At 72.9% G+C, this 19,649-nt stretch carries 16 protein-coding genes; 11 read left to right on the top strand and 5 right to left on the bottom strand.

All coding sequences use genetic code 11. From position 1 onward, the window contains the following. The first annotated feature begins 39 nt into the window (after nucleotides 1–39). A complete protein-coding gene (locus tag LZ495_RS02925; RefSeq protein ID WP_235050230.1) occupies nucleotides 40–804 on the top strand; it encodes a hypothetical protein in 765 nt (254 codons plus the stop codon). Nucleotides 805–996: 192 nt separating this feature from the next. Here the strand turns inward: LZ495_RS02925 and LZ495_RS02920 are convergent, their stop codons facing one another. Together LZ495_RS02920 and LZ495_RS02915 are read right to left on the bottom strand one after the other, a co-directional pair. Beyond that, complete coding sequence (locus tag LZ495_RS02920) at nucleotides 997–1,866, bottom strand: ABC transporter permease (protein WP_235050229.1); 870 nt, start codon at nucleotides 1,864–1,866, stop codon at nucleotides 997–999. A gap of 124 nt (nucleotides 1,867–1,990) precedes the next feature. Continuing rightward, nucleotides 1,991–2,962 (bottom strand): ATP-binding cassette domain-containing protein, encoded by a 972-nt coding sequence (locus tag LZ495_RS02915; protein ID WP_235050228.1) that lies wholly within the window; start codon nucleotides 2,960–2,962, stop codon nucleotides 1,991–1,993. Nucleotides 2,963–3,200: 238 nt separating this feature from the next. Here LZ495_RS02915 and LZ495_RS02910 point away from each other — a divergent pair, with 238 nt between their 5' ends. The 9 genes from LZ495_RS02910 (at nucleotide 3,201) to LZ495_RS02865 (ending at nucleotide 16,067) form a co-directional block, all read left to right on the top strand. After that, nucleotides 3,201–4,022 (top strand): hypothetical protein, encoded by an 822-nt coding sequence (locus LZ495_RS02910; protein ID WP_235050227.1) that lies wholly within the window; start codon nucleotides 3,201–3,203, stop codon nucleotides 4,020–4,022. Between the two features lie 290 nt (nucleotides 4,023–4,312). Beyond that, nucleotides 4,313–5,644, top strand: coding sequence for a GlnX family signal transduction membrane protein (locus tag LZ495_RS02905; RefSeq protein WP_235050226.1), 1,332 nt, complete (start codon nucleotides 4,313–4,315; stop codon nucleotides 5,642–5,644). Continuing rightward, on the top strand, nucleotides 5,641–6,750 hold the full coding sequence (locus LZ495_RS02900; RefSeq protein ID WP_235050225.1) for a glutamate ABC transporter substrate-binding protein: 1,110 nt from the start codon (nucleotides 5,641–5,643) through the stop codon (nucleotides 6,748–6,750). The genes LZ495_RS02905 and LZ495_RS02900 overlap by 4 nt, the downstream gene beginning before the upstream one ends. Further along, entirely contained in the window at nucleotides 6,732–8,087 is a 1,356-nt protein-coding gene (locus LZ495_RS02895; protein WP_235050224.1) for a hypothetical protein, read from the top strand. The genes LZ495_RS02900 and LZ495_RS02895 overlap by 19 nt, the downstream gene beginning before the upstream one ends. Then, on the top strand, nucleotides 8,074–10,470 hold the full coding sequence (locus tag LZ495_RS02890) for a serine/threonine-protein kinase (protein ID WP_235050223.1): 2,397 nt from the start codon (nucleotides 8,074–8,076) through the stop codon (nucleotides 10,468–10,470). The genes LZ495_RS02895 and LZ495_RS02890 overlap by 14 nt, the downstream gene beginning before the upstream one ends. Beyond that, nucleotides 10,470–11,735, top strand: coding sequence for a PP2C family protein-serine/threonine phosphatase (locus LZ495_RS02885; RefSeq protein ID WP_235050222.1), 1,266 nt, complete (start codon nucleotides 10,470–10,472; stop codon nucleotides 11,733–11,735). Before LZ495_RS02890 ends, LZ495_RS02885 begins: the two co-directional genes overlap by 1 nt. A gap of 5 nt (nucleotides 11,736–11,740) precedes the next feature. After that, on the top strand, nucleotides 11,741–13,060 hold the full coding sequence (locus LZ495_RS02880) for a VWA domain-containing protein (protein WP_235050221.1): 1,320 nt from the start codon (nucleotides 11,741–11,743) through the stop codon (nucleotides 13,058–13,060). An 81-nt stretch (nucleotides 13,061–13,141) separates the two neighbouring features. Beyond that, nucleotides 13,142–14,200: a double zinc ribbon and FHA domain-containing protein gene (locus LZ495_RS02875; RefSeq protein ID WP_235050220.1), complete on the top strand. Its 1,059-nt coding sequence runs from the start codon at nucleotides 13,142–13,144 to the stop codon at nucleotides 14,198–14,200. A gap of 250 nt (nucleotides 14,201–14,450) precedes the next feature. After that, the gene (locus tag LZ495_RS02865; protein ID WP_268822190.1) at nucleotides 14,451–16,067 is read left to right on the top strand and encodes a beta-N-acetylhexosaminidase; all 1,617 of its coding nucleotides are present in this window, start codon (nucleotides 14,451–14,453) and stop codon (nucleotides 16,065–16,067) included. 13 nt (nucleotides 16,068–16,080) lie between these two features. On the opposite strand, the gene LZ495_RS02860 is transcribed toward LZ495_RS02865, so the two are convergent. From LZ495_RS02860 to LZ495_RS02850, 3 genes are all read right to left on the bottom strand, one after another. Continuing rightward, nucleotides 16,081–17,271: a DUF8094 domain-containing protein gene (locus tag LZ495_RS02860; protein ID WP_235050219.1), complete on the bottom strand. Its 1,191-nt coding sequence runs from the start codon at nucleotides 17,269–17,271 to the stop codon at nucleotides 16,081–16,083. A gap of 133 nt (nucleotides 17,272–17,404) precedes the next feature. Then, a complete protein-coding gene (locus LZ495_RS02855) occupies nucleotides 17,405–18,109 on the bottom strand; it encodes a DsbA family oxidoreductase (protein ID WP_235050218.1) in 705 nt (234 codons plus the stop codon). Nucleotides 18,110–18,195: 86 nt separating this feature from the next. Next, complete coding sequence (locus LZ495_RS02850; RefSeq protein WP_235050217.1) at nucleotides 18,196–18,780, bottom strand: nuclear transport factor 2 family protein; 585 nt, start codon at nucleotides 18,778–18,780, stop codon at nucleotides 18,196–18,198. A gap of 181 nt (nucleotides 18,781–18,961) precedes the next feature. Between LZ495_RS02850 and LZ495_RS02845 the strand changes: the two genes are divergently transcribed. Further along, a complete protein-coding gene (locus tag LZ495_RS02845; RefSeq protein ID WP_235050216.1) occupies nucleotides 18,962–19,597 on the top strand; it encodes a class I SAM-dependent methyltransferase in 636 nt (211 codons plus the stop codon). Nucleotides 19,598–19,649: the final 52 nt, after the last annotated feature.

Genomic DNA, 19,649 nt, shown 5'->3' with positions numbered 1-19,649 from the left:
CGTGGCACAACCCGCAGATCCCCCGAAACGAGCGACCAGTTGGAAATCGAGGACATCCACAGGGATCCCCGGCTGATCCTCGATGCCGCGGACTGGGATGCGTTCTTGGTCGACGGTTGGTCCTTCTCGACGGCCGAGACACCCGGCAAGCTGCGGGACATCCTGTCCGGAGACCACAGGACCGTGGTGCGCGGCGTCGATCACCTGACGGCGTATCTGATCCACCAAGGGACGCCAGGGCCGTCGACGATCCCGGCGGCCCGGTACGTCGCCGCGGTGCTCGCAGGACCGGTCAGCGACGACGCAGACGCGTACATCCGGCGGCCGGACAGCCACACGTCACGCTGGCGGATGCTGGGATGGCTGGATGAAGTCGCCTACACAGTAAGTACGTTGCTGGAAGCGAAGCGCATAGAGCAGTGGGGTCTCGATGCGGCGCCGAGTGGCCCGGTGTTCGACGGGATTCGGAGGGTGCGCCCCGAGTTGTTCGCAGGGGTACTTCCGTGGATCGCGGATCCGATGCCGGACGTGCGTGACGCCGCGCTCTTCGCGGCCATGAACCTGGCGGACGACCCGCGCCTCGCCGCCTACCGGCCGGAAGTGGCACGGCAGATCTCGGAACACGTACTCGGCGCCGCCGACCCGACGCATCCCTCCGCCCGGGCCGTGGCGACGGTTCTGGGTGGGTGGGGCGAGGACGTGGCGGCCCTCCAAGCCGCCATCGAGCCGGAGCAGCCGCCGGAAGCCTGGGCCGGTCCTGTCTGGAACAGCGAGTGGGGCTCGGTGGACGAGCCGCCGTTCTGACAGGGCTTCGGAGCAGGAGGCTGCGCCGCTTTGGACATCGAAGATGCCATGAACCACTGCGCCGAGCACCATGCACCGAACCTCCCGCCCGGGCTACGAGAATGGCAATCCGAAGAGGTAGCCCCGCCGGTTGCGGGCATGCTGCGGGCCCGGGAGCTGGGGGCTTCCGGGCCTGCGGCATGTGGGGGTGGATCAGGTCTTGGTCTTGTACTTGTGGACCGCGAGCGGGGCGAAGACGGCGAAGATGACGGCGGCCCAGGCCAGGGTGGCGAGTGCGTCGCCGGTGGCGGAGCCGCCTTCGACGAGGAGGGTGCGGACCGCGCTGGTCAGGTGGCTGACGGGGTTCACGTCGACCCAGGCCTGCAGCCAGCCGGGCATCGTCTCGGCGCGGGCGAAGATGTTGGCGCCGAAGGTCAGCGGGAAGCCGAGCAGCATTGCGGTGCCCTGGACGCTGCGGGGGTTGCGCATGGTGACGCCGAGGACGACGAAGATCCACGACATGGCGAAGGCGAAGACGAGGACGAGCGCGATGGCGGCGAGGACCTCGAGGGGGCCGGTCTGGACGCGGAAGCCGATCGCGGAGCCGAAGCCGAAGACGATGGCGATGGAGACGACGTACCGGCAGACGTCGCCCAGCACCGCGCCGCCCAGCGGTGCGAAGCGTGAGATGGGGAGCGACCGGAAGCGGTCGAAGACGCCCTTGTTGATGTCCTCGCAGAGACCGACGCCGGTGCCGAGCGAGGCGAAGACGACGGTCTGGACGAGGATGCCGGGCAGGACGAACTGCAGGTAGTCCTGGGTACTTCCTTCGATCGCGCCGCCGAACAGGTAGACGAACATCACGATGAACAGGATCGGCTGCAGCGTGAGGTCGATGAACTGCTCGGGTTGGCGCTTGAGCTTGACCAGACTGCGCCAGGTGAGCGTCAGGGAGTGCCTGACCACGGCGAACGGATCAGCGCGCCGGGGGATTTCGTCGTGTCCGATGCCCGGGCCGGGATGGGGGAGCTTGGGTGCGGACTTGGTGGTGTCGTCGGCTGCGGTGCGGGTGGCGGTGGTCATGACTGGCTCCGGAGAAGAACGAGGGTGAAGAGCACGGCGATCAGGGCGCAGCGCTCGATCCACGGGGAATACGGGAGATGGACGGCAAGGCGCGTGCGGTGCCGCGGCGGCCTGGCCTCGGGGATCATGCGGCGGCCGGTTCCGGCTGGGCGTCCTCGGCGGGGTGGCCGGTGAGTTCGAGGAAGACCTCGTCCAGGCTGGGCAGCCGCAGCGCCAGCTCGGTGGCCCGGATGCCGGCCTCGTCGAGGCGGCGCACGACGTACGGCAGCAGGTCCGGGTCGTGCACGGCCGTGGTGACGAGGCCGGGACGCGTGGTGCTGTCCGGCGCACTGCCGGTCAGCTCGGCGACGATGGCCGCGGTCTCGGCCAGCCGGGCCGGATCCGCAGGGCGGATCTCCAGGCTCTGGCCGCCGACCTGCGCCTTGAGCGAGTCGGCGGTGCCGTTCGCGATCACGCGGCCGTGGTCGATGACGGCGATGTCGTTGGCCAACTGGTCGGCCTCGTCCAGGTACTGCGTGGTGAGCAGGACGGTGACGCCGTCCTCGGCGACCAGATTGCGGACCAGCTCCCAGACGTCGCCGCGGCTGCGCGGGTCGAGGCCGGTGGTCGGCTCGTCCAGGTAGAGGAACTGCGGCCGGCCGACCAGGCTCGCGGCTAGGTCGAGGCGGCGGCGCATGCCGCCCGAGTACGTCCCGGGCGCGCGGTGCGCGGCCTCGGTGAGCTCGAAGCGCGCGAGAAGCTCGTCGGCGCGGGCCTTGGCCTCGGCACGGGAGAAGTCGAGCAGGCGGCCGATCATCACCAGGTTCTGGTAGCCGCTGATGTCCTCGTCGACCGAGGCGTACTGACCGGTGAGGCCGATCAGGCGGCGGACCGGGGCGCTCTGCCGCACGACGTCGTAGCCGCCGATGCGGGCGTACCCGGCGTCCGGCTTGATGAGCGTGGCGAGCGTGCGGACCGTGGTGGTCTTGCCGGCCCCGTTGGGCCCGAGCAGCGCGAGGACGCTGCCCTGGCGGGCGACGAGGTCGATGCCGTCGATCGCGGTGGTGCTGCCGTACTTCTTGACGAGGCCTTCGGCTTCGATGGCGTAGGAAGTCATCGTGGTCTCCCGGGGGATTCGCTGTGGTTGACGAGAACCACCGTGCCCCGCCCCCCTGGCACGCCCCGCACCCCGCACTGGCACGCTCCGGCGCCGAGCGGACGCGGCTGACACGGCGCTGACATGACGCTGATACGGCCCCGTGCACCGTAATAGTCAATGATCCTTGACTGTCGGTCAACGACCCTTGACCATTGTGGTGATGTTCCGATGTCCCCACGCACGATCGAGGATTCCCATGCGTTCTGCCCGCGCGCGTCTGACCGGTGCGGCTCTCGTTCCGCTGCTTCTGCTCACCACCGCCTGCCTCGGCGACGACAAGGACGAGGACGCGAAGGCCGGCAATGCGGCGCAGTCGTCTGCTCCGTCGGCTGCCCCCGGCGCGGCCGCGTCGGGCAGCGCGGCCCCCGGCGGCGCCGGTGCGTCGCAGGCTCCGGGGAAGGTGCTCGGTGCGGCCGAGCTCCAGGGACTCCTAGTGACGCAGAAGGAGCTGGGGCCGGGCTGGACCGTCAAGCCGTCGCAGAGCACGGGCTACGGCAGCATCGGGATGAAGGCCGTGCCCGCCGCGGCGAAGTGCCAGCCGCTGCTCGACGTGATGGCCGGGTCGGCCCTCAAGCCCGCCGCGTACGCCGCCGAGGTCCTGGAGTCCGCGGCCGACAAGCACAGTTGGGTCGACCTGACGATCGCCCGCTTCGAGAGTGCGGACGCGATCGCCGCGCAGGTCGACGCGGTGGCCAAGCTCGCGGCCGCGCAGGAATGCCTGGAGTTCGACGCCGTGAACACCAAGAACGAGACGACGTCCTACCGGTTCGTGTTCGCTGTTCCCCAGCCCAAGCTGGCCGACGGCTCGGCCTGGATCACCGTGTTCTGGAGCGACCCGAAGTCGATGAAGGACCCGACCGGCACGGCCAATTCCGCCGAGATCCAGCTCGTCCGGTCCGGTGCCGTGCTCGTCAAGATGGTGGGCCTCTCCGAGAGCCGCGCGTACAGCTCGGACGCCGTGCCCGACGCCCAGGTCAAGACCCAGGTCGACAAGGTCGTCAAGGCCGTCAAGGGCTGATCCGGGGCCCTCGGGGGTCCCCGGAGGAGTCGAGGACGGCCAAGCCGTACAGGGCAGTCGGCGAGCGGCGCGATGGTGCGCCGCACGCCGGCTGCCCTGGTCGTTTCCGGGGCCGCGCCGCCGGGAGCCGGGCCACCGGGGAACGCGTGCGGGGCGCGGATTGAGGGAAGACCATCGGGCGCGGGTTGTGCCGCACGATAACTTCGAGGTGGGGGCCGACAGCCCTCCGATACCCGCAGGCCGGTGGGGGTTTGCCAGGGTGGGGTCCGGTGTTCCGGGGGAGGTCGCGGGTGGTCACAGCGGTGGCCCGGCCGGGCGTCGCAAGCGGGCGCCAAGTGCTCGGGCGGGTCGTGCGGGGGACGCGGACCACACCAGGGCGGCTGGTGGTCGCGGGTGTCGTTCTCGTGGTGCTGGCGCTGCTGTCGGGGGTCTTCGCGTTTCTGGCGGTACGCGAGCGGTCGCAGGCCGCCGAGCGGGTCGCGGAGCGGAGCGAGCCGCTGGGGGCGCGGACCCAGGAGCTGTACCGGGCGCTGGCCGAGGCCGACGCCGCGGCCGCGGCGGGGCTGCTGTCGGGCGGCGTGGAGAAGGACAGCCTGCGGGACCGCTACGAGCAGTCGCTGGACGACGCGCAGCGGCTGCTGACCGCCGCGTCGTCGGCGGGGGCGACCGGGCGCATGGCCGAGCTCATCACGCAACTCTCGGTGCAGATCCCGTTGTACCGGGAGGACGTCTCGCGGGCGAAGTCGGCCTCGCGGCAAGGGTTTCCGCTGGGTGCGTCGTACTTGAGGGCGGCCTCGCGGCAGATGGAGCAGGTGATCCTCAAGGACGCGGCCGATCTGCACGGGCTCGCGGCCGCGAAGCTGCGCGCCGACCACCGGCAGGCGACGGCGGTGCCCGGCACTGCGGTGGTCGCCGGGTTGTGCGCGCTTGCGGCGCTCGGGGTGGCCCAAGTGCTGCTGGCGCGGCGGACCAAGAGGGTGTTCAACCCGGGGCTGCTGCTGGCCTCGGCCGCGGTGGCGGCGTCGCTGGTGTGGGTGAGTACGAGTCTGGCGTCCGCCCGCGACGACCTGGACCGCAGCCGCGACCAGGGCTGGCAGCCCGTGGACTCGTTGTCCGCGGCCCGGTTCTCGGTCCTGCAGGCGCGGGCCGCGGAGAGCCAGATCCTGGTGCAGCACGGCAGCGACGGCGGCCAGTACGAGGCCCGCCTGAACGCCGAGTTCAACGAGCTGGCGACCGCCGACGGCGCGGGCGGGCAGCTCGCTGCCGCGGCGCACGACGCGCGCAACGACCCGGCCACGCAGGCGCAGCTCGCCGAGGCACGCGCCGCGGTCGGCGACTGGCGTATCGCGCACGGGACCGTCATGGCGCTTTACGAGCAGACCGACTTCAAGAGCGCGGTCGCGGTCGTCATCGACGACAAGGGCTCCTCGCAACTCGCCTACAACCGCGCCGAGAACGCGCTCAAGCTGGCTATCGCGAAGGACCAGTCCGACTTCGACAAGGCGGTCCGGGAGGGCCGCGCCGCGATGGACGGGCTGGGCATCGGCGTCCTGGTGCTGGCCATCGTCGCCGCCGCGGGCGTGGTGGACGGCATACGCCGCAGGCTGGGGGAGTACCGGTGAACCCCCCGCGGACCCGAACCCGCCGCGGCCGCAGGAGCCGTGCTGCCCGCGCCGCGCGCGTCCCGCTCGCCGCGGTCGTCGCCGGGGCGCTGCTGGCGGCCGTCGGCTGCAGCGGAAGCGGCAGCGACGGGGGTACGGGACGCCCGGCCGGGGCACCCGGGGCCTCGGCCGCCGCTCAAGCAGGCGTACCGGCAGCCGGTCGGCAGGCCCCGGCACCCGCTGCCGTCGACCCCGCCCGCCCCGCCGCCGACACCTGCGGAAACGCCGAACTCAGCCTGAAGCCCCCGTCCGCCGTGCCCACGAAGGACTCCTGGCCGAAGGCCAGCTGGATGGAGGCCATCGTGCAGCGCGGCCACATCATCGTGGGCGTGGACCAGAGTTCGTACCCGTTCGGCTACCTCGACCCGGTCTCGAACTCCCTCAAGGGCTTCGACATCGACCTGCTGCGCCGCGTCGCCAAAGCGGTGTTCGGGCCCGACTCCGGCGACGAGCGCATCCGGTTCCGGGTGCTCAGGAACGCCGACCGGGTGCCCGCCGTCGAGCGCGGCGAGGTGGACATCGTCGCGATGACGATGACCGTCAACTGCGACCGGCGCGCCCGCGTCGACTTCTCCGACATCTACTTCCTGGCCGGGCAGCGCGCTCTCGTGCAGCTCGACCCCGACCTGCCCGAGCAGGCCAAGCAGGGGCTCCCCGGACTGGCCGGCTTCCGGGTGTGCGCGGTCAACGGCTCCACGTCGCTGGGCCGCATCAAGGACCCCAAGTACAACGCCAAGCCGGTCGAGGGCGAGACCTGGGCCGACTGCCTGGTCAAACTGCAGAAAGGCGAAACGGACGCCATCAGCACCGACGACACCATCCTGGCCGGACTCCAGGCCCAGGACCCCAAGTTCACCGCAGTGGTGGGCGAGCGGATCAGCCGCGAGCCGTACGGCATGGCCATCAGCAAGGAGCACCCCGAGTTCGTGCGGTTCGTCAACGCGGTGCTCGCCGAGACCCGCCGCGACGGCACCTGGCGCAAGCTCTACGACACGCACATCGGCACCGCGCTCGGCACCGGCGACGCGCAGCCGCCCGCGGTGACCGCATGGCGGGACGCGTCATGACCCTCCCCGGCGCGCCCTGGACGCGCGAGGACGCGGACCGTGCCATCGCCCGGCACGAGACCGCCCGGGACGGCATCTCCGCCGGACTCATGGCGCTGGAGGAGCACCCCGGCCGGCGCCTCCTCGAAGGCGCCGCACTGCAGGGCCGCACCCAGGAGCGCTGGGCGGCCTGCCGCACCGACATCGCCCGTCTGTGGGAGCTGTACGCGGCGTACGGGGTGGTCCTGGACGCCGCCCGCGCCCTGCGCGGCCGCCGGTCCCGCCCGACCCGCACCGAACTCGACGAGATCGCCGAACTGCTCACCGGCCTCTCGGTCGAGATGCCGGGCGAGGAGGTGCCGATCGGCAAGCGCAGCCTGCTCGATCCGGTGGCCTCCGTGCGCCGGGTTACCCCGGACACGCTGGTCGCCGAGATGAACAAGGTGTGGCACCGGGCCACCGAGCTGGTCGCCGCCGTCGACGACGTATGGACCGCGGTGCTGCCGCGCCTGGACCGCGTCGAGGCGGCCGCCGCGGACACCGCCGCGCTGGTCGACCGGCTCGGCGGCGCGGACGCCCTCGGCGTGGAGGCCCGCGTGGTCGCCGAGGTCCGCAGCCGGCTGGCCGACGCACGGGCCCAAGTCGCCGCGGACCCGCTGCGGTTCGCGGGCAGCGGACCGGCGCCGGCCCGGATCGGCTCGGTCGACCTGGCGGCGCTGGACCGCGACCTGGGCAGCGTGCACGACGGGCTGCGGCAGCTGCGGCTGCTCCAGGAGCGCTACGAGGAGCGCGCGCAGCGGGTGGCCGGCCTGGTCGACGTGCTCTCCGCCGACGAGGCCGAGGCCCAGCGCAAGCGCGCCCACGTGCTGACCCGCATCGTGCACGGCGTTCCGGACATCCCGCCGCTCGCCGGGCCGCTCCGGTCCCGCATCGGGCAGTTGTCCGAACTGCGCAGACGTGACGCCTGGCCGCAACTTTCCGCCCACCTCGGAGCGTTGGAGAGGGACACGGACTCGGCCGTGCACCGCCTGCGGGCGGCGCGCGCGGAGCTGGACGCGCTGCTGGGCCGACGCGATGAACTGCGCGGTCTGCTGCAGGCGTACCGTGCGATGGCGGGCGGCCGCGGAAGGGGCGAGGACGAGGCTTTGGAGAAGCTGCACCACCGTGCGTACGACGTACTGTGGCGCGCACCCTGCGACCTGGACGCCGCCTCCCGCGTGGTGGGCGAGTACCAGCAGGCAGTGACCGCACCAAGACCGGCGCACCACCGGGCAGTCGGCCCGGGCGACCGGGGCATGATCCATCACGACGGGGCCGAGGGGCCGAAGGGGGAAGGCGGGGACCATGGCGACCTGTAACCGGCCCGGCTGCGGCACCGGGACCATCGACGAGGACGGCTACTGCCTGGACTGCGGGCGCGCGCCGCTCAAGACCGCGGGCGGCGCCCCGCCGAAGGTGCCCGGCCAGGGCGGCCTGCCCGGTCAGCCCGGCGCCGGCAAGTCCGACCCGGGTCGCCCGGCCCACATGGGCGGCGGCTCGGTCCTGGCCAGCGGCCTCAGCGGCGGCTACGGACCGGGCGGCGCGCAGTCCAGCGCCCAGGCGGGTCCCGGGCGTTCGGGCAGTGCCCGCTCGGGGGTGACCTCGTCCGGCCGGACCGGGACCGGGCGTACCTCGGGCCGCTCCTCGCGGCGCGGCGCGGCCTCGTCCGGGCGCCGCCTCGGCGCGGGCATCGTGGAGATCCCCGCGGTTCCGGTGCGCGACCCGGCGACGATACTGATGAAGGACCCGGTCATCCCGGAGGAGAAGCGCTTCTGCCGGGACGAGAACTGCGGCCGTCCGGTCGGCCGCGGCCGCGACGGCAAGCCCGGCATCGCCAACGGCTTCTGCCCGTACGACCGCACGCCCTACTCGTTCGCGCCCAAGCTCGAACCGGGCGACATGGTCGGCCAGTACCGCGTGGTCGGCTGCCTCGCGCGCGGCGGCTTCGGCTGGGTCTATCTGGCCGTCGACACCGTGCTGCACGACAAGTGGGTGGTCCTCAAGGGCCTGCTGGGCAGCGGTGACATCGACGCGCGCGCCGCGGCGGTCGCCGAGCAGCGCATCCTCGCGCACACCCAGCACGCCAACATCGTCACCATCCACAACGTGGTGACCCACCAGGACCGCTACACCGGCGACGCCGAGACGTACATCGTCATGGAGTACGTCGGCGGCATGTCGCTCAAGGACCTCCTGGAGCGCCGCCGCACCGAGTCGGGCGACCGCCGCGCGGTGCTGCCGCTGGAGCAGGTGCTGGCCTACGCGATCGAGATCCTCCCGGCGTTCGGGCACCTGCACAACCGCGGCCTGGTCTACTGCGACTTCAAGCCGGACAACGTCATCCAGACCGACGACCAGCTCAAGCTCATCGACATGGGCGCGGTCCGCGAGCTCGACGACGAGGACGGCGCGATCTACGGCACCGTCGGCTACCAGGCCCCCGAGATCGAACGGGTGGGCCCCAGCCCCGAGTCCGACCTGTTCACCGTCGGGCGGACGATGGCGGTGCTCAGCTTCCCGTTCGCGAACTTCACGCGCGACTGGAAGCACAGCCTGCCGCCCGCCCACGAGGTGCCGCTGTTCCGCGAGTTCGAGTCGTACCACCGGCTCCTGCTGCGGGCCACGCACCCCGACCCCGAGCAGCGCTTCGCATCCGCCGCCGACATGGCCGAGCAGTGCCTGGGCGTGCTGCGCGAGGTCGTCGCGGCCCGCAGCCGCGAGCCCAAGCCGGCGCTGTCCGGCCTGTTCGGCCCCGAGACGCGCGTCGCGCACAGCGACGTCGCGGCCTGGGACGAGCCGGCCGCGCCGGGCGCGGTGGCCACCGCAGCCGGGCTGCCGGTGCCGCGCGTCGACCCGACCGACCCGGCGGCCGGCCTGCTCGCATCGCTGCCCACCAACGACCCCGACGAGCTCCTCGCCGCCCTCACCGCGGCCGACGTCGACTCGGTCGAGGCCACGCTGCGCCTGGCGTACGTGTGCATAGAGCGCGGACAGGTGGTGCGCGCCGAGGCGTTCCTGGACGACGTCGACCCGGACGACTGGCGGCTCCTCTGGTACCGCGGCCTGGCCGCGCTCGCCGAAGGCCGCTCCGCCGAGGCGCTGGTCGCCTTCGACACCGTGCGGTCCATGCTGCCCGGCGAGCGCGCACCGCGCCTCGCGCTCGGCGTGTGCCTGGAGCAGACCGGGCAGCCCGCCGCGGCGGCCCGCGAGTACGAAGGCGTGTGGGACACCGACCGGTCCTACGTCAGCGCCGCGTTCGGGCTCGGCCGCTGCCGCCTCGCGGCCGGCGACCGCCCCGGCGCGGTCGGCACCCTCGAATCGGTGCCGGACACCTCCAGCTACCACGTCGCCGCGCAGACCGCCGCGCTGCGCACCCGGGTCGGCAACCGGCGGCCGGACGAGCACCTGGAGCACGACCTGCTGCAGGCGTCCGCGCACCTGAGCGCGCTGCCGGTGGAGGGCGAGGCGTACGACCGGCTCGCCGCCGAACTCCTCGGCGCGGCATTGGAATGGGTTCGGGCGGGCAGTGCAGGAGCAACCGGCCAGGGCGGCACCGTGCTGGACAGCGCGCTGGAGGAGCGGCCGCTGCGGTTCGCCCTGGAGCGCACGTACCGCTCCCTGGCCCGGCACGTGGACGGTTCGGAAGAGCGGGTGGCCCTGGTGGACAAGGCAAACGAAGTTCGTCCCCGGACGTGGGTGTGATGGGCGTGGGAGTAGGCCGGACGACACCGCACGAGACGGATCCGGGCGCGGGCGCCCGGTCCGGCTCGCCGACCACGGTGGTGCACAGCTGCCCGAGCTGCGGGGTCGCGCCCCAGCCCGGGTACAACTTCTGCGAGGCGTGCGGCTACGACCTGCGCACCGCGCCGCCCCCGCCGGTCGCCGAACGCGCCCCGCGGCGCGGTGAGTTCGCCGCGGCCGTGTGCCGTTCGTGCCGGACCGCGTCGATCGGCGCGGACGGCTGGTGCGAGTCGTGCGGACGCGCCTACAACCCGCGCGACTCGGTCGTCGCCGACCTGCGCATCGCCGCCGGGGTCAGCGACCGGGGGCTGCGGCACCGGCGCAACGAGGACGCGATGGCCGTCGAGATCGTGGACGGCCCGCACGGGCCCAGCGTGGTCGCGGTCGTGTGCGACGGCGTCTCCTCCTCGCCGCGGCCCGACGACGCCTCCGCGACCGCCACCCGGTCCGCCGGGGCCGCGCTCGCCGCCGCGCTGCGCGGCGGTGCGGGCCCCGAGGCGGCCACCCGGGCGGCCGCGGCCGCGGCGGCAAGTGCCGTGGCGCGCCTTGCCGGACCGGGCGAGGCCGACGGCAACGCACCGGCCTGCACGTACGTCTCCGCGGTGGTCACCCCCGACACGGTCACCATCGGCTGGGTCGGCGACAGCCGGGCGTACTGGCTGTCCGTCGACGACCATCCGGTCGGCGACCAGGACACCACCATCCCGGCCCGCAGCGGCGCCGCGCACCCGGCTCCCGAGCCGGACCACGAGCCGGTCCGCATCGCGCTGCCCGGTTCCCCGCTGCCCGCCGCCCCCGAAGGCCTCGCGCCGGACGACACGATGCGGCTGCCCACCCCGTCCGCGCTGCTCACCGAGGACGACTCGTGGGCCGCGCGCATGGTGGCCTGCGGGCAGATGACCGAGGCCCAGGCGTACGCCGACAGCCGGGCGCACGCGATCGTGTCGTGGCTGGGCGCGGATGCGGGCGAGGTCCGCGCGCGCGTCATGACGCTGCGCCCGAACACGCCCGGTGCGGTGCTGCTGTGCAGCGACGGCCTGTGGAACTACGTGCAGGCCGCCCAGACCCTGTCCGCGTTCGCGCTGCCGTACGGCCTGGCCCAGCCGGTCCGCGCGGCGCGCGCGCTCACCGACTACGCGCTCCAGTCCGGGGGCGCCGACAACATCACCGTGGTCCTCGTCCCCTTCCCGCCCGCCGCCCACGCCGGGCCGGAACCCAAGGAGTAGCCGCAATGTCCGCCAACGCAAGCCCGTCCGGGGCGCCGGACTTCGCCGTCGAGGTCTTCCAGAACCAGTACCTGCCGATGGGCGGCCGCGAGGTCCACGCGATCGCCACGGTGACCGCGACCGGGGCCGCGGGCGTGTCCGCGGGTGCCGGGAGCGGGCAGGCCGCCGAGGTGATCCTGGTGGACACCTCCGGCTCGATGGACTTCCCGGCGTCCAAACTGGCCGCCGCCAAGCAGGCCACCAAGGCCGCGATCGACGCGATGCCCAACGGCACGCTCCTCGCGATCGTGTCCGGCACCGGCATGGCCACGATGGTCTACCCGCCCGAAGAGCGCATGGTCGTGCTCGACGAGCACAGCCGCCGCGAGGCCAAGCGCGCGGTCGACAAGCTGCGGGCGCGCGGCGGCACCGCGATAGGCCAGTGGCTGCGCGCCGCGAAGCGCCTGCTCGACCCGTACCCGCACGCCATCCGGCACGCCATCCTGCTCACCGACGGCAAGGACGAGAGCGAGACCGCCGCGGACCTGGCCGCCGCCATCGAGGCGTGCCAGGGCGTGTTCACCTGCGACTGCCGCGGTGTGGGCACCGACTGGGTGGTCGCCGAGCTGCGCCAGGTCGCCTCCGGTCTCCTGGGCAGCCTGGACATCGTGGCCGAACCGGCCAACCTGGTCGCGGACTTCACCGCGATGATCGAGAACGCGATGGGCAAGGCGGTGGCGGACGTCGCGCTGCGGGTGCGCACCCCGGGCAGCGCGCAGGTCAAGTTCGTCAAGCAGGTCCGCCCGACCATCGAGGAGCTGACCCACCGGCGCGCCGACGCCGGGCCGAACATCGGGGACTACCCGACCGGTTCGTGGGGCGCGGAGAGCCGCGACTACCACATCTGCCTGGAGGTCGAGCCGGGCGACCTGTACGACCCGGTGCGGGTCGGCCTGGTCAGCCTCGTGTCGCGCGGTGCGGACGGCACCGAGAACGAGCTGACCCGGATCGGCGTGTTCGCGGAGTGGACGGACAACGAGGACCTGTCCACCAAGATCAGCAAGGAAGTGGCGTTCTACACCGGCCGCGCCGAGATGGCCAACGCCATCCAGGAGGGCCTGGAGAAGCGCCGCGACGGCGAGGAGCACGAGGCGACCGCACTCCTGGGCCGGGCGCTGCGGCTGGCCAACGAGGCGGGCGACGACCACACCGCCAAACTCATCAAGAACGTCGTCGAGGAGGACCCCGTGACCGGCACGCTGAAGCTGCGCCGCAAGGTCTCGGATGCCGACGAGATGACGCTCGACACCGACTCGGTCAAGACGTCCCGGTTGCGGACCTCGTAGCCTGCGTGGTTGACATAGGACCGTCTTCGAACCGCCGGGCCCCGGCGCGCGTCGTCGTCCAGGAAGACAGGAGGCGCTGACATGGCGATATGCCCCCGCGGCCACCACTCGATCGCCGACGACTTCTGCGATGCGTGCGGGCGGCCCATGGGAGCCGCGGCCCCCGGGCCGGCGGCTCCGCCCGAGCTCTGCCCGGTGTGCCGGACGGCCCGCAACGGGGAGGCCCGGTACTGCGAGGCGTGCGGCCGCGCCTTCGACGCCCAGGACGGCGCCCAGGCGTCCGGGCTGGGCGGCTTCGCGAATGCGCCCACGCACGATCCGCGCGGCGGGTACTACCAGCCGGGGCCGCTCGGTGACCCGGGCGACTACGGGCAGCACTCGTCGTACGGGCAGACCACGCACGGCGGGCAGACGACGCACGGCGGGCAGTCGTACGGGCAGGACCCCGCGGTGCACTCGCAGCAGTCCCAGCGGTCGCAGCAGTCCCAGCAATCGCAGCCCTCGCAGCAGTCTCACTCGTCGCAGCAGTCGTACCAGCAGCATCAGCCGTCGCAGCAGCAGGCGTACGGGGGTTACCCGTCGTATGCCGAACCGCAGTACACCGAGCGCCCCTACGGCGAGGACTACGGCCTGGGCGGCCACACCGTGCTCGGCAACGAGCCGATCGAGCCGCCGCCTCCGCCCCCGCCTCCGGTGCAGCCGGTGTCCGTGCAGCAGCAGCGGTACATGTGGACCGTGGTGGTCACCGCCGACGCGGAGTACTTCCAGCGGGTCGTCTCGCAGGGCGGCCCGGACGCGCACGCGATGCGCTTCCCGCCGTACCACGAGTCGTGGGGCGTGCTGCTGCAGGGCGACCGCATGCGGGTCGGCCGCCGCCGGATCGGCGAATCGGGTTCCGGCGTACCGGAGATCGACCTGTCCGGCCCGCCCTCCGACCCGGGCATCTCGCACCTGCACGTGGTGCTGATGAGCCGGCCGGACGGCAGCTGGCAGCTGGTCGACCCCGGTTCGACGAACGGCACCACGATGAACGGCGGCAAGCAGGCCATCGAGGTCAACACGCCGGTGGACCTGATGGACGGCGACCGCGTCCACGTGGGCGCGTGGACCACGCTGGAGATCCGGCTGCGCGCGATGTAGCCGGACCGGAGTGCCCGGACATCGGGCCGATTTCGACGGCACGCACGGGCGGGCACCGCGGGGACACCTGCGGCGCCCGCCCGTGCGCATGCCCGCGCCCGGCCCCGCATCCGGCCCAGGCCTCATCCCGACCCGCGCCGCGGCCCTCGGCCGCCGGTTCCACGGCCGACGGAAATCCGTGCGTGCCCCGGCGCGCCGTCTCCCCTAGAGTGGTCTGGACCAATCGTCGGTCCTGCCCCTGGGGAGACCTATGCGCGCCGCCGTACGCGTGTCCGCGATCGCCGGTGCGGCCGTCCTGTGCGGACTCGCCGCGTTCGGCACCGCGGCGTGGCTCTCCGGTTCCGACAAACCCGAGCACAAGGAGCAGTCGCGCGTGTCCGCCACCACCGGCTTTGCCGGCCTCGTCCCCGCGCCCGTCCGCGCCCAAGCCGCCCCCGGCGTGACGTGGACCCTGACCCCCGACGCCCGCATCGCCACCGCCCCCGGCTCCGCCGCGGCGGCCCGGACCGGCGAGATCCTTGCCGCGCTGCTGCGCCCGGCCACCGGCTACCCGCTGCCCGTCGCCCCCTACGACCCGGCGGCCGCCCCGGCCGGCATCGCGCTGCTGCTCGACGCGGCCGGCGCCGAGGCCGGCGAACTCGGCGCCGAGGGCTACCGCCTGGACGTCACCGCGGCCGGCGTCACGGTCCGGGCCGCTCAGCCCGCGGGCCTCTCGCGCGGCATCCAGACGCTGCGCCAGTTGCTGCCCGCCGAGATCGAGTCGGCGCAGCGCGTCGACGCCGCCTGGACGGTGCCGGGCGGCAGCGTCACCGACCGCCCGCGCTACGAGTACCGCGGCATGTCGCTCGACCTGGCCCGGCACTACTTCACGCCGGCCGAGGCGCGGCGCTTCGTCGACCACCTCGCGCGCTACAAGTACAACGTCCTGCACCTCCACCTGACGGACGACCAGGGCTGGCGTATCGAGATCGACGGCCGCCCCGAGCTCACCGCGATCGGCGCGTCCACCCAGGTCGGCGGCGGCCCGGGCGGGTTCTGGACGCAGGACGACCTGCGCGCGGTGACCGCCTATGCCGCCGAGCGGCACATTACCGTGGTGCCCGAGATCGACATGCCCGGCCACACCAACGCGGCCATCGTCGCCTACCCCGAACTGGGCTGCGACGACCGCAAGTACGAGCCGTACACGGGCATCGAGGTCGGCTTCAGCTCGCTGTGCGTGGAGAGCGAGGCGACCTACGCCTTCCTCGACGAGGTCATCGGCCAGATCGCCGCGCTCACCCCCGGGCCCTACCTGCACATCGGCGGGGACGAGGCACTCACCCTCAGCGCGGAGCGCTACAAGGTCTTCATGGACCGGGCGCAGACCATCGTCGAGAAGCACGGCAAGCGCGTCATGGCCTGGCACCAACTCGCGGGCGCCGCACCGGTCCCCGGGGCCGTCCTCGAGTACTGGAACCAGGGCAAGGAGGATGCCGACATCGTCGCGGCCGCCGCCCGCGCCGGCGCCAAGGTCGTGCTCGCGCCCGCCGACCACACGTACCTCGACATGGCCTACGCGGCCGGCGAGCGCCTCGGCCTCAAGTGGGCCGGGACCGTCGACGTGAAGCAGTCGTACACCTGGGAGCCGGCCACCCACCTCCCGGGCCTGCCCGAGGAGTCGGTGCTCGGCGTCGAGGCCGCGCTGTGGGGCGAGACCCTGACCAGCGTCGCCGACGCCGAATACCTGGTCTTCCCGCGCCTGCTCTCGGTCGCCGAGACCGCCTGGTCGCCGCGCGAAGCCAAGGACTGGCCGTCCTTCGAGGCCCGCATCACCGAGCAGCACCCCCGCTGGGACCGCGCCGGCATCGGCTACGCCAAGCGCTGACCGGCCGCTCGCCTCAGGGGATCGGCGTTCCCGTCGCGGACAACAGCGTGTCGTGCATGAAGAGGACGTCCGCGGCGCTGCCGTCCGTGGGCGCCGCGATGACGGCGAAGTCAGCGGATGTGCGCTCGACATGGGACCACTTCAAGGACGGCCCCAGAAACCGGAGCACTTTGTCGCCCTGGTCGTAGGACACCCAGCGCTCCGGTGCGCGCGGGCTGTCGGTGACTTCGACCTTGTCGAATGTGCAGGGCACGAGCGCGGTTCCGTCCCCGAGCCTGAGCAGCGGCAGGCCCGGGTCGGTGGTCGGCCGGAAGGTCCGAGTCCAGGAGATCTCGCCCAGCGCCCGGGCCCGCTCGGCCTCCCGGGCCGTGATGCCGGTGGTCAGGTCCCCGGCCACGAAACGGTCGCGCGCCTGCGGCCCCTGGATCGAACGGGTGTGGTACGCCGCGTAGTCCGTGCAGGTCTTGGCGGCCGTGACCGCTGCCTGGCCGTCCACCGTGCGGACGAAATCGCCGTCGGCCACCGGCATGTTGGGCAGCTTGGAAGGCGGCTTCTGGTCCGGGTGGTAGGTCACCGTGGGGGAGGCGGTCGGCTTGGGCGTGTACGTGGGGTCGGTGGCCGACTGGCCCGCATCGCCGTTCTTGACGTTGATGGGCGTCTGGAAGACCGCCTTCCACGGCCCGCCCGCGGTCTGCTGCCGGAAGTACATGAGGTCGCGGCCGTGGCTCGTGGCTATCCAGCGCGAGTTGCGGGCCAGAACGGCGAAGTACCGCGGATAGCCCTCCCGGCGCGGGACGAGGAAGTACGGCGTGGACTGCTCGAACGGCAAAGGCTTGTCCCCGCCCAGGCGTTCCATGCGGTACGCGGCGGTCGACGCGGCCAGCAGCGGGCCGTCCTCGATCTCGGCGAGCTTGGCGTCGTCACGCGTCGCGTTCGCCGCGGCCCGGACCTCGCCGTAGTGCTTGAACACCGCAGCTGCTTCCGCCTGCGACAGGGGCGGCAGCGCGGCCGCCGATGGCGAACCGCCGCCACCGCTGCCGCCCGGCGCCGAACCGGTGGCTCCTGCGCCGGCGGCAGGCGTGGCACCCGCCCCGGACCCGTCCGACGGAGAACAACCCGCGGCGGCCAGGACGACGGCGAGTGCGGCAGCGGTGAACGCGGCACGCCCGCGTGTGCGGCGGCCAAGCGGATGGCGAACTGTCAAAGTCTGTACCCCGTTTCCCCCGAAGACGGGCACAGCATAGACAACTTACGGTGCAGTTGGCCGTGTCGACGGTGTCCACGACGCACGAGGGCCCGCCCGCCGATATCTCGGCAGGCGGGCCCTCGCGTCCGGCTCAGTGCTCGACGGCGCATGCTCCGTCAGCGCAACTGTCGTCCGCGGCAACGGACTTGTCCTCGATACCGAGTTCGCCGGCCACCTGCTGGAGCACCTGCAGGAACGTCTCGGTCTCCTGGGCGCCCTGCACCGCCCACTTGCCCTGGAAGACGAACGTCGGGACGGCGGTGACGCCGATCTCGCGGGCCTCGTCGATTTCCTGCTGCACCTCGGCCAGGCCCGCGCCGGAGGCGAGGAACTCGGCGGTGCGGTCCCGGTCCAGGCCCGCCTCGGCGGCCAGCGTTGTGAGCAGCTCGCGGTCGCCGATGTCGGCGCCCTCGCTGAAGTACGCCTTGAGCAGGCGGTCCTTGAGCGCGGCCTGGGTGTCGCGGCCGTACGCGTCGAGCGCGTGCCACAGCAGGCGGTGTCCGGTCAGGGTGTTCGCGGCCAGCGCGTTGTCGAAGTCGAAGGAGATCCCCTCGCCCGCCCCGACCTCGTTCAGCCGCGCGTGCATCACGGGGAGCTGCTCGCGGCCGAACTTCGCGGCCAGCCGGTCGGACAGCGGCCCGGCCTTCTCCGGCGTGGTCGGGTCCAGCTGGTACGGCCGGTAGACGACCTCGACGCGGTCGCCGCCCGGGAACTGCGCGAGCGCCTTCTCGAAGCGGCGCTTGCCCACGTAGCACCAGGGGCACGCGATATCGGAGTACACCTCGACCTGCAGCACTGCGGTCCCTTTCCGGGATGGAACAAGTACGGCCTAGCTCAACCGCCCGTTCGACGGGATTGTTCCGGCGGAAAGGAAGCCGCAGGTCAGAAGCGCGGAACGGCGAGGAACTCGGGTGACATCGGGACCGCGCCGTAACTGTCCGCGGTGCGGCTCTGGAAGCGCCAGCCGTCGCGGGTCTTGACGATCACGTCCTCGTAGACGCCGTAGCCGGTGAAGGACGTGCTCGGCTGCGCGTCGCTGCGGACCGTGCCGACCACGACCGGGGTGCGGGCCTTGACCGTGCCGTTGCCGGCGGCGACCAGGATGGACGGGCCGGGAAGGTGGATGCCGACCGACTTGCCGTCGCCGGGGCGGGACGCGAAGGCCTTCAGGGCGTCGCGGCCCTTGACGACGTGGCGCGGGGCGCCCGGGGCCGCCGAGGTCGGGAAGCTCAGTTGGCCGTCCGCGGTGAACAGGGCGGTCCAGGCGTCCGCGTGGCCGAGGTCGAAGTACTGGCCGTAGCGGGACATCAGGTCGAGGATCTCGGCGCGGTCCTGGACGCCGGGCGCGCGGCCGCGGCTCTCGTGGGCCTCGCTCGCGGTCATGGTGAGGAGCGACGCGGTGACGGCGACGGCGAGCATCGCGACGAGGGTGCGCAGCGGGCGGACTCTGCGGCGGGCGGTGGTCATGGGCGTCCCTTGGGTCCCGGCCGGGGCATGACGCGGCGGCCTGCTGATTAATCAGTTCAATTAATGCAGTGCATGAATACTGGTGATCGGCTGAGGACTCAAGGGCCGCGGCGTAGTTTCGGGGGAGCCCGGGGGAAGAAGTGCGGTCTCGGGCGCAGCCGGAAACCGACAGGAGTGCGTCATGACCGAGTCGTCCCGATCTCCGCGCGGGCATTGGATCTTCGCGGCCTTCTACCGGCGGCTCTGCGACGTCACGGACCGGGCGGGCTTCGCGAAGGTGCGCGCCTCGCTGCTCGCGGACGCGACCGGCGACGTGCTGGAGATAGGCGCCGGCACCGGCGGCAACCTGCCGCACTATGTGCACGCCGATCGGGTCTTCCTCGTCGAGCCGGACCCCGCGATGCGCAAGACCCTGGCGGCCAAGGTGGCCCGGGCCGCGGTGCCCGCCGAGATCGCGTCCGGGAGCGCCGAGCAGACCCCGTACGCCGACGACCGGTTCGACACCGTGGTGGCCACGCTCGTCTTCTGCACCGTGGACGACCTGGACCGGGCCGCCGCCGAGGCGAAGCGCGTCCTGAAGCCGGGCGGGACCCTGCTGTTCGTCGAGCACGTGGGCGCCGGCGAACCCAAGGCGCGGCGTACCCAGGAGCGCGTCGAACCGGCCTGGAAGCGCCTGTTCGGCGGCTGCCACCTCACCCGCGACCCGGTCGCCGCCCTGGAGCGGGCCGGATTCACCGGCATCACCGTGGACCCCCTCCCGGTCGGCCGCGCCTCGGGCCCGGCCCGCCCCATCATCCGCGGCAGCGCCCGCGCCTGACGCCCGCGGCGCAGGCCGGGGAACGCGCAGCGCCGGGGCCCCTTGTGGGGAT

This window comes from Yinghuangia soli, assembly GCF_021502675.1.
GTDB classification, from domain to species: domain Bacteria; phylum Actinomycetota; class Actinomycetes; order Streptomycetales; family Streptomycetaceae; genus Yinghuangia; species Yinghuangia soli.
Note: the sequence above shows the minus strand (reverse complement) of the source record. Positions and strands in the feature narration are given on the sequence as shown.